The 9,764-nt window shown below is 61.9% G+C and carries 8 protein-coding genes; 4 read left to right on the top strand and 4 right to left on the bottom strand.

Annotated features, from left to right (window positions below; all coding sequences use genetic code 11):
* Positions 1-35: 35 nt before the first annotated feature.
* A complete protein-coding gene (locus HMPREF9538_RS10215; protein ID WP_004181034.1) occupies positions 36-1,460 on the bottom strand; it encodes a 6-phospho-beta-glucosidase in 1,425 nt (474 codons plus the stop codon).
* Positions 1,461-1,486: 26 nt separating this feature from the next.
* On the bottom strand, positions 1,487-2,929 hold the full coding sequence (gene ascF, locus HMPREF9538_RS10220) for a PTS cellobiose/arbutin/salicin transporter subunit IIBC (RefSeq protein ID WP_002914879.1): 1,443 nt from the start codon (positions 2,927-2,929) through the stop codon (positions 1,487-1,489).
* Positions 2,930-3,196: 267 nt separating this feature from the next.
* Here ascF and HMPREF9538_RS10225 point away from each other — a divergent pair, with 267 nt between their 5' ends.
* From HMPREF9538_RS10225 to HMPREF9538_RS10240, 4 genes are all read left to right on the top strand, one after another.
* Positions 3,197-4,210 carry a LacI family DNA-binding transcriptional regulator gene (locus HMPREF9538_RS10225; protein WP_004174685.1) on the top strand — a complete coding sequence of 338 codons (1,014 nt, stop codon included), beginning with the start codon at positions 3,197-3,199 and terminating at the stop codon, positions 4,208-4,210.
* 136 nt (positions 4,211-4,346) lie between these two features.
* A complete protein-coding gene (gene hydN / locus HMPREF9538_RS10230) occupies positions 4,347-4,874 on the top strand; it encodes an electron transport protein HydN (RefSeq protein WP_009485498.1) in 528 nt (175 codons plus the stop codon).
* 8 nt (positions 4,875-4,882) lie between these two features.
* Complete coding sequence (gene hypF, locus HMPREF9538_RS10235; RefSeq protein ID WP_009485497.1) at positions 4,883-7,117, top strand: carbamoyltransferase HypF; 2,235 nt, start codon at positions 4,883-4,885, stop codon at positions 7,115-7,117.
* Positions 7,114-8,127 (top strand): HoxN/HupN/NixA family nickel/cobalt transporter, encoded by a 1,014-nt coding sequence (locus HMPREF9538_RS10240; protein WP_004181028.1) that lies wholly within the window; start codon positions 7,114-7,116, stop codon positions 8,125-8,127. Before hypF ends, HMPREF9538_RS10240 begins: the two co-directional genes overlap by 4 nt.
* 96 nt (positions 8,128-8,223) lie before the next feature.
* Here HMPREF9538_RS10240 and norW read toward each other — a convergent pair whose 3' ends face one another.
* Both norW and HMPREF9538_RS32935 read right to left on the bottom strand, forming a co-directional pair.
* On the bottom strand, positions 8,224-9,357 hold the full coding sequence (gene norW / locus HMPREF9538_RS10245; protein WP_009485496.1) for an NADH:flavorubredoxin reductase NorW: 1,134 nt from the start codon (positions 9,355-9,357) through the stop codon (positions 8,224-8,226).
* On the bottom strand, positions 9,354-9,764 hold a 411-nt coding region (locus tag HMPREF9538_RS32935), incomplete at its 5' end, for a rubredoxin (protein WP_009485495.1). The genes norW and HMPREF9538_RS32935, both read right to left, overlap by 4 nt.

Raw genomic sequence — 9,764 nt, 5'->3', positions numbered from 1 at the left:
GGGGGGGGGGGGGGGGCGCGCGTGGGCGAGGGTGCTTAGTCGAGATCGGCGCCGTTACTGGCTATCACCTTCTGGTACCAGAAGAATGACTTTTTACGCTTACGCGCCAGGGTGCCGTTGCCGGCATCGTCGCGATCGACATAGACAAAGCCGTAGCGCTTGCTCATCTCGCCGGTGGACGCCGAGACCAGATCGATGCAGCCCCAGCTGGTGTAGCCCATCACCGGAATGCCGTCGCCGATAGCATCGCGCATCGCCCTGATGTGCTCGCGCAGGTAGCTGATGCGATAGTCGTCATTGATGTCCCCATTGGCATCGATCTCATCGCGGGCGCCAAGCCCGTTTTCCACCAGGAACAGCGGTTTCTGATAGCGGTCGTACATCATGTTCATGGTGATGCGCAGGCCCAGCGGGTCGATGCCCCAGCCCCATTCGCTGGCCGGAATGTGCGGGTTCTTCAGCGACTTGACGATGTTGGCGGCATTGGTGTTGCTGGCGTTCATCTCCGCCGAGGCGCAGCGCGACGCGTAGTAGCTAAAGGAGACGAAATCGACGGTGTTTTTGAGGATCTCGTCATCGCCCGGCTGTTTCGCAATCGTGACCCCCTTTTCCCGGAACACCCGCGCGGCCCACACCGGATAGGCGCCGCGGGCCTGGACATCGATAAAGAACAGGTTTTCGCGGTCCTTCTCCAGCGCCATCCATACATCTTCCGGCTTGCAGGAGTAAGGGTAGAAATTACCGCCGGCCAGCATACAGCCGACCTGATTTTGCGGGTTAATCTCATGGGCGATTTTCGTCGCCAGCGCGCTGGCCACCAGCTCGTGATGCGCGGCCTGATACTTCACCTGCTCCTGGTTTTCACCCTCTTCAAACACCAGACCGGCGCCGGAGTAGGGGCTGTGCAGCATGATGTTGATTTCATTGAAGGTGAGCCAGTATTTCACCAGGCCGTCAAAAGCTTCAAAGCAGGTGCGGGCGTAGTGGCTGAAAAAATCCACCATTTTGCGGTTGCGCCAGGAGCCGTACTCCATCACCAGATGCATCGGCACGTCAAAATGGCACAGGGTGACCAGCGGCTCGATACCGTGCTTTTTGCACTCCTCGAACAGTGAGCGATAGAAGGCGATGCCCTGCGGATTCGGCTGCTGTTCGTCGCCGCGTGGGAACAGGCGGCTCCAGGCGATGGAGGTGCGAAAGACGCTGAACCCCATCTCGGCCATCAGGGCGATATCTTCTTTATAGCGATGGTAAAAATCGATCGCCTGGTGGCTGGGGTAAAATTCGTCTTCACGCAGCGTAAAGCGCTTCTCCAGGCCTAATTTTACCGGCAGGCGATGCGCGCCGTGGGGAAGGGTATCCACGGTGGTCAGCCCCTTACCGCCTTCAAGATAAGCGCCTTCAGACTGGTTGGCGGCCAGTGCGCCGCCCCATAAAAATCCCTGTGGGAAACTCGCCATGCATTACCTCATTATCAATAGTGTATTCAGGCGTGGGATGCCTGGGCCCGGGCCTGGCGCGCTCTGGCGTCGGCAGCGGCCTGCTCAACGGGAATGTCCTCAAAGCCAAGGATCAGCGTCAGGGCAAACGACAGCACCACCGACAGCGCCATCACGCCAAACACCCAGACGATGGTCATTGGATTGGCCGGATCGAAAAACTGCACGCTGGTAAACAGCCCCGGCGCCGCCATCGAATGGCTGGCCAGTCCGGCAATGCCTGCCACCGCGCCGCAGATAAAGCCGCTGATTAAGCTGGCGATCAGCGGGCGCTTCAGGCGCACCGCCACGCCGTACAGCGCCGGTTCGGAAATCCCGGCCAGAATCGCCGATGCCGCGGCGGCCAGCGCCGTCTGGCGCAGCTCCGGGTTTTTGGTTTTCCACGCTACCGCCAGCGAAGAGCCGCCGAGCGACAGGTTGGCGCCGATCTCCGACGGCATCACCATACCCTCTTTGCCGGTTTCGGCGATGGTCTGAATGATGGTCGGCGTAAAGACGCGGTGCATACCGGTCATCACCAACAGCGGCCACAGCCCGCCCATGATCGCCACCGACAGCCAGCCGAGATAGCTGTGGATCGTATACACCAGCGCGGAAATAGCGCTGCCGATCCAGATGCCCAGCGGGCCAATCAGCAGGATCGCCAGCGGGGCGGCGATCAGCACGATCAGCATCGGCTTCAGAAAGTTTTTCGTCACCGCCGGGGTAATGCGATCCACCCAGCGCTCGATATACGACAGGCACCAGGTCATCACCAGCGCCGGGATCACCGTATAGGTGTATTTCACCGCGGTAACCGGAATAAAGGCGAATTCAACGTGTTCTCCCTGGGCGGCTTTGGCCATCAATTCGATAAACCCAGGATGCACCAGCACCCCGGCGATGGCGATAGCCAGCGACATATTAGTTTTGAATTTCACCGCCGCGGAGGCGGCCACCATCAGCGGCAGGAAGAAAAATGCGCCGTCGCCGATAAGCGCCAGCAGGGTCAGCGTCGGCGAGCCTTTCGGCAACGCGCCGCTCATTTCGAGGATCATCGCCAGCAGCTTGACCATCGATCCGCCGATAATCGCCGGGATCAGCGGAGACATGGTGCCGATAAGCGCGTCGAGGATCCCGGCGCCGATGCGTTTCAGGGTCAGCGGCGCTTTGCCCTGCGGCTCAGCCGGGCGCAGGTCGCCTGGCAGCAGATTCACCACCTCGCGGTAGGCCTGGGAGACAGTGTTGCCGATGATCACCTGGCACTGGTTATCGCTGCGCACGACGCCGAGCACCCCGGCCAGGCCTTTCAGGGTAGAGCTATCGACCTGTTCGTCGTCTTTAACCACGAAGCGCAGACGGGTCATACAGTGGGTAACGGCGGCGACGTTGTCGACCCCGCCGATTGCCGCGACTATCTGTTGCGCCAGGGCTGCATAATTTTTCGACATCGGATTTTATCCTGTTTATCAATAGGGTACTGATCTGCCACCGCCCCGCATCGCCGGGCGATACCATGTTTTTATAGGAAACCGGTTCCACAAAATCATGGTGAGTTTCAGTTAATTGCACAAGAAATAAAAAAATATGATCTTAATTTTGTGATTTTGATCGCTAAGCGTCGCCGTGAGCAGGATCGCGGTGATGAACAGGGGAGTGCTGTAAAAGCGGGAAACGTGCAGTACACTGCCTGCAACTTTTGCAACAGGAAGAATCACATGGCAACGATGCTGGAGGTCGCAAAGCGCGCGGGGGTATCGAAGGCGACCGTTTCGCGGGTGCTGTCGGGCAACGGCTATGTCAGCCAGGAGACCAAAGACCGGGTGTTTAAGGCGGTGGCGGAGAGCGGCTACCGGCCAAATCTGCTGGCGCGCAACCTGGCGACCAAAACCACGCAAACCCTCGGCCTGGTGGTGACCAATACCCTGTACCACGGCGTCTATTTTAGCGAACTGCTGTATCACGTGGCGCGGATGACGGAGGATAAAGGGCGGCAGCTGATCCTGGCTGACGGCAAGCACAGCGCGCAAGAGGAGCGGGAGGCGATCCAGTACCTGCTGGATCTGCGCTGCGATGCGATCATCATCTACCCGCGCTTTCTCACCGTTGATGAGATGGACGAGATCGTTGAGAACCACTCGCAGCCGATCATGGTGCTTAATCGCCGCCTGCGCCGCCACGCCAGCCACTGCGTCTGGTCCGATCAAAAAGCCTCGGCGATGCGGGTAGTGGAGCGGCTGATTGCGCTTGGCCATCGCGATATCGCCTTTATTACCGGCTCCCTTGACTCGCCCACCGGCGTCGAACGCCTCGCCGGCTACAAAGACGCGCTGGCTGGCCACGGCATCGCCCTGAACGAGGCGCTTATCGCCGAAGGGCGCTGGACGCCGGAAACCGGGGCGGCGGGGGTGGAGAGCCTGCGTCAGCGCGGGGTTACCTACAGCGCGCTGGTGGCGAGCAATGACGATATGGCCATCGGGGCGATGAAGCAGCTTCACCAGCTGGGCGTTAAGGTGCCGGAACAGGTCTCGGTGGTGGGGTTTGACGATATTGCTCTTGCGCCGTATATGGTGCCGTCGCTCGCCAGCGTCCGGGTGCCGGTGACGGAGATGATTAAAGAGAGCATCAATCGGCTGATCTTTATGCTGGATGGCGGGGAATTCAACTTTCAGCAAAGCTTTCCCGGAGCGCTGATTGAACGCGAGTCGCTGGTGGCGGGCCCCTGTGCCTGACGTCGTCAGCTGTCATCGTCACTACTGACGATGACAGCAAACCGCAGCTATAATAGTCTTTATAATCAATATATTAAAAAATTGGAACGTATTATGCATACTCCGGCGCGTAACCTTCTTACTGCTGGAGAAATGGATGAACCGTTTCATTATCGCCGATGCGAGCAAATGTATCGGCTGTCGCACTTGCCAAGTGGCCTGCGTGGTATCGCATCAGGAACATCAGGACTGCGCCTCCCTGACGCCTCACACCTTTCAGCCGCGTATTCACGTGATCAAAGGGGTCAATGTTTCCACGGCGACCGCCTGCCGTCAGTGTGAAGACGCCCCCTGCGCCAATGTCTGCCCGAACGGCGCCATCAGCCGCGATAAAGGCTTTGTCCATGTGATGCAGGAGCGTTGCATCGGCTGCAAAACCTGCGTCGTCGCCTGCCCGTACGGGGCGATGGAGGTGGTGGTGCGCCCGGTGATCCGCCATAGCGGCGCCGGACTGAACGTCGTGGCGGAAAAAGCCGAAGCCAACAAGTGCGATCTCTGCTTCCACCGCGAGAGCGGCCCGGCCTGCATGGAAGTGTGCCCGACGCATGCCCTGGTGTGCGTTGACCGCAACAAACTTGAGCAGATGAATATCGAGAAACGTCGCCGTACGGCGCTGGCCTGGTAAGTCAAGGCATGAACGGGGTGCAAATCCGCATTCGCGGTAAAGTGCAGGGGGTCGGTTTCCGCCCCTTTGTCTGGCAGCTGGCCCGGGCGCAGGCCCGCTGCGGCGATGTCTGTAACGACGGCGACGGCGTACTGGTGCGGCTGGTCGGGGGCGACGACGGTTTTACTGCCGCTCTGGCTGACCACTGCCCGCCGCTGGCGCGGATCGACAATACCGCCTGCATTCCCTATCGCTGGGCGGCCACGCCGCAGGATTTCACCATCCGCGAGAGTGGGGCGGGACGGATGCGGACTCAGATTGTGCCCGATGCCGCGACCTGCCCGGCGTGCCTCGAGGAGATGAACGATCCCCGGGCACGCCGCTACCGCTACCCCTTTATCAACTGCACCCACTGCGGCCCGCGGTTAACCATTATTCGCGCCATGCCCTACGACCGGTCCTTCACCGCAATGGCGCCGTTCCCGCTCTGTTCCCCTTGTGAAGCGGAATTCCGCGATCCTGCCGATCGCCGTTTTCACGCCCAGCCGGTGGCCTGCCCCGACTGCGGGCCGCGACTGGAATGGCGGGCAGAGGGGGAAACGCTGGACGGCGAGGCGGCGCTGCAGGCGGCTATCGCCCGGCTGGCGGCGGGCAAAATCGTGGCGATAAAAGGCATCGGCGGCTTTCATCTGGCCTGCGATGCCGGTAACCCCGCTGCCGTTGCCACGCTGCGGGCGCGAAAACACCGCCCGGCAAAACCGCTGGCGGTAATGCTGCCGACGGCAACGGGCTTACCCGCCGCCGCTGCGGCGCTGATGGGCTCCCCGGCGGCGCCCATCGTACTGATTGCCAAAGCGCAGGTCTCCAGCCTGTGCGACGAAATAGCGCCAGGGCTTGCGGAAGTTGGGGTGATGCTGCCGTCTAATCCGCTGCAGCATTTGCTTCTGCAGGGCCTGGCGCGCCCCATCGTAATGACCTCCGGCAACCTTAGCGGCCGTCCGCCGGCGTTAAGTAATGCTCAGGCGCTCAATGAGTTAGCCGACATTGCCGACGGCTTTCTCTTGCATAATCGCGACATCGTACAGCGGATGGATGATTCACTGGTGCGCTCAAGCGGTGAAATGCTGCGCCGCGCCCGGGGCTACGTCCCGGACGCGCTGCCGCTGCCGCCAGGGCTAGGAGACATCCCGCCGCTGCTGGCTCTCGGCGCGGATATGAAAAATACCTTCTGCCTGGCGCGCGGCAGCGAAGCGGTGCTGAGCCAGCACTTTGGCGATCTTGGCGAGGAAGGTATTGAACAGCAGTGGCGCAGCGCCCTGCAGCTGATGCAGAGCATTTACGCGTTTGTGCCGCAGCGGGTGGTGGTTGATGCCCATCCCGGCTATCGCTCAACGCAGTGGGCGGCCTCCCTGCCCCTGCCGCTGGAGACAGTGCTGCATCACCATGCCCACGCCGCGGCATGCCTGGCGGAGCACCGCTGGCCGCTTGACGGCGGGGACGTTATCGCCCTGACACTCGACGGTATTGGTATGGGGGAGAACGGCGCGCTGTGGGGCGGGGAGTGCCTGCGGGTCAACTATCGCGAATGCGAACATCTTGGCGGGCTGCCGGCCGTCGCGCTACCAGGGGGGGACCTGGCGGCACGCCAGCCGTGGCGAAATTTGCTGGCCCACTGTCTGGCCTTTGTCCCTGACTGGCAGGATTATCCGCAGGCCGCCACCCTGCGCCAGCGCAACTGGCCGCTGCTGGCGCAGGCCATCGAGCGCGGGATTAACGCACCGCGCGCCTCATCCTGCGGACGGCTGTTTGATGCCGTTGCCTGCGCCCTGGATTGCGCGCCGGAGAGTCTGAGCTATGAAGGCGAAGCGGCCTGTCGGCTGGAGGCGCTGGCCGCCAGCTGCCCCGGCGTCAGCCACCCGGTTACGCTGCCGTGGCGCGACGACGCGCTGGATTTAGCGACCTTCTGGCGGCAATGGCTGAGCTGGCAGGCGACTCCGGCGCAGAAAGCCTGGGCATTCCACGACGCCCTGGCCTGTGGACTGGCGGCGATGGCCCGCGACTGCGCCACCGTCCGCGGCATCGACACGATGGTCTGCAGCGGCGGGGTGCTGCATAACCGCCTGCTGGCGGCGCGATTGACCTTTTATCTGGCGGATTTTACTCTGCTGTTTGCACAGCAGTTGCCGGCCGGCGACGGCGCAATCGCCTATGGTCAGGCGGTGATCGCCGCCGCCCGCGGGCAGGCTCAAGGAATACAACCATGATAATGACAGTTTTACGCCAGCAGCCGCGCGCCGCGGGTCTGGTGCTGGGGTTGATCGCGGCGAATTTTCTGGCCTGGTGCTGGGCGCTGCAGGCCTTTGGCGACAGCGGCGCGCTGATGGCCGCCAGCCTGCTGGCCTGGGGCTACGGCCTGCGCCACGCGGTGGACGCCGACCATATTGCGGCGATTGATAACGTGACCCGCAAGATGATGCAGCAGGGGCGGCGGCCTTTCGCCGTCGGGGCTTGGTTTTCGCTGGGCCACTCATCGATTGTGGTGCTGGCCTCGGCGGCGATTGCCGCGACCGCCACCGCCTTCAGCACGCAGATGAGCTGGCTGCATGATACCGGCAGCGTCATTGGCACCGCCGTGTCGGCCCTGTTTTTACTGGCGATGGCCTTTATCAACCTGGTGATTTTACGCAGCGTGTGGCGCAGCTTTCGGGCATGGAAGCGCGGGGAGCCGGTGAGCGACGAAATCGTCAGCGGCGGCGGGGTGATGAGCTGGCTGTTTGGCAAGACCTTCCGTCTGATAAGCCGCAGCTGGCAGATGTACCTGGTCGGTTTCCTGTTTGGCCTCGGTTTTGATACCGCCACCGAAATCGGCGTACTGGGTATCTCCGCCGCCGGCGCGTCGAGCGGGATTTCCGTCTGGTCGATTATGGTCTTTCCGGCGCTGTTCGCCAGCGGTATGGCGCTGGTGGATACGCTTGATAATGTGCTGATGGTCGGCGCCTACGGCTGGGCGTTCAGCAAGCCGCAGCGCAAGCTCTATTACAACATGACCATCACCGGTACCTCGGTGGTGGTAGCGCTGTTTATCGGCGGCCTGGAAGCGCTGGGTCTGCTGATGGATAAGTTTGCGCTCAGCGGCGGAATATGGCGCTGGGTAGGGGCGTTAAACGACAACCTCGGCGACGCCGGATTTGTGGTGGTCGGGTTGTTTGTCGCCTGTTGGGCGCTATCGGTGCTTAACTATCGCTGGCGCGGCTACGACAATCTGGCGCGCTAGGCTGGATATGTTCCCGGCTTGCGCTGCGCTTAGCCGGGCTACCAGGACAATACCGTAGCCCGGCTAAGGTGTTTACGCCGCAAGCCGGGAAAACCATCAACTTACCAGTTGTTTGAGCAGCGCAAAGGCTTCCTTCATTTTGTCTTCACTCACCACAAAGGCCCGCAGCTGGTTTTCGGCATCCACGCCTTTCGCCACCAGCCCCTCTTTGGCGGCCACGATATTCCACGTCAGATCGTCGCGGCGGGTGTCGCCGGCCAGATGCAGCGGCAGATCCGGGGTTTTCACCTTCACCAGCATTGGCGGCAGCTTGAGTTCTCCCGCCTGCGCCAGCAGATTTTTACTCAGGCACATGGCGCTGAGTAAAATCGGCTGCAGGAACGGCAGTACCACGCCGTTGATTTCCGCACAGTCGCCGAGCGCATAAATCGCCGGGTCGCTGGTTTGCAGCTGGCTATTGACCACAATACCGCGGTTAATCTGCAGTCCGGCGTGGCGCGCCAGCGACGTTTCCGGGCGCAGGCCGGCGGCGGCCACCACCGCATCGACGGTTATCGCGCGCTGGCGATCGAGACTGACGCGAATGCCGTCGGCGGTTTGCTCCAGCCCCTCCAGCTGCGTTTTCAGCATCAGATGTACGCCCATCTCGGTGAGCCGATGCTGCAGGCGGCTGCTGGCCTCCGGCGGCATCAGCGCCGCCAGCACGCTGGCGGAGTTATCGACTACCGTTACCGCTTTACCGGCGCGGCAGAAATCCATCGCCAGTTCGCAGCCAATCAGGCCGCCGCCGACGATCAGCACGCGCTTCGCGTCGTGCAGCCGGCTCTGCGCCGCGCCATATTCGCGCTGGCTATTGAGCGTTAGCATCAGCTCGCGCCCCGGCACCGGCGGAATAAACGGCGTCGCGCCGGTGGCCAGTACCAGTTTGTCGTAGCGCCACTGGTTATCCTGGCTCTTCACTAACCGGTTTTCGGCGTCGATATCGCTTACCCAGGTATGGGGAAACAGACGCAGAGTGTACTGCTCGGCGAACTCGCCGGCGCTTTGCAGGGTCAGATCGTCGGCCTTCTGTCCGCGGCTGATGACATGGCTGAGGTCCGGTTTGTTGTATTCATCCATGCTATCGGCGGCGATGAGGGTCAGCGGGATTTGCGCATCCTGCTTACGAATATTTTTCACCAGCTGGCGGGCCGCGAAGCCCGAGCCGATGATGACGATGCCATCACTCATTTTGCCCCCGTCGCCAGTACGTCAAAGACATCTTTGCCAAGAGAACACTCAGGGCAGAGGAAATTGTCCGGCACTTCACTCCACGGTGTACCCGGCTGTACATCCTGGTTAGGTTCGCCTTTCGCCGGGTCATAGACCCACTGGCACACGCTGCACTGCATCATGGGACCGAGATCGGCGGCCGCGGCGGCGGCACAGGCGCAGTCCTGTGGTTCCGGCGTTGTCGCTGCTTCAGCAACCGACAGCGGCGAGAGGGCCCATTGGCGAGCGATGTCGCGACCGTGTTGGCGGCACAGTTCCAGCGCGTCGATATCCGGGCGCCATTTGGCTTTCAGGCTCAGCGACATCTCAAAGCCGGCATCCTGCAGGCGGGTGGACAGGCGGTCTACCGCGCCGCCGCCCCCGCC

It is taken from the genome of Klebsiella sp. MS 92-3, assembly GCF_000195655.1.
GTDB classification, from domain to species: domain Bacteria; phylum Pseudomonadota; class Gammaproteobacteria; order Enterobacterales; family Enterobacteriaceae; genus Klebsiella; species Klebsiella pneumoniae.
Note: the sequence above shows the minus strand (reverse complement) of the source record. Positions and strands in the feature narration are given on the sequence as shown.

What these genes read in the sequence shown, in the direction of transcription:
- HMPREF9538_RS10215 (WP_004181034.1), bottom strand. Translation starts at nt 1,460, where the DNA reads ATGGCGAGTTTCCCACAGGGATTTTTATGGGGCGGCGCACTGGCCGCC.
- ascF (WP_002914879.1), bottom strand. Translation starts at nt 2,929, where the DNA reads ATGTCGAAAAATTATGCAGCCCTGGCGCAACAGATAGTCGCGGCAATC.
- HMPREF9538_RS10225 (WP_004174685.1), top strand. Translation starts at nt 3,197, where the DNA reads ATGGCAACGATGCTGGAGGTCGCAAAGCGCGCGGGGGTATCGAAGGCG.
- hydN (WP_009485498.1), top strand. Translation starts at nt 4,347, where the DNA reads ATGAACCGTTTCATTATCGCCGATGCGAGCAAATGTATCGGCTGTCGC.
- hypF (WP_009485497.1), top strand. Translation starts at nt 4,883, where the DNA reads ATGAACGGGGTGCAAATCCGCATTCGCGGTAAAGTGCAGGGGGTCGGT.
- HMPREF9538_RS10240 (WP_004181028.1), top strand. Translation starts at nt 7,114, where the DNA reads ATGATAATGACAGTTTTACGCCAGCAGCCGCGCGCCGCGGGTCTGGTG.
- norW (WP_009485496.1), bottom strand. Translation starts at nt 9,357, where the DNA reads ATGAGTGATGGCATCGTCATCATCGGCTCGGGCTTCGCGGCCCGCCAG.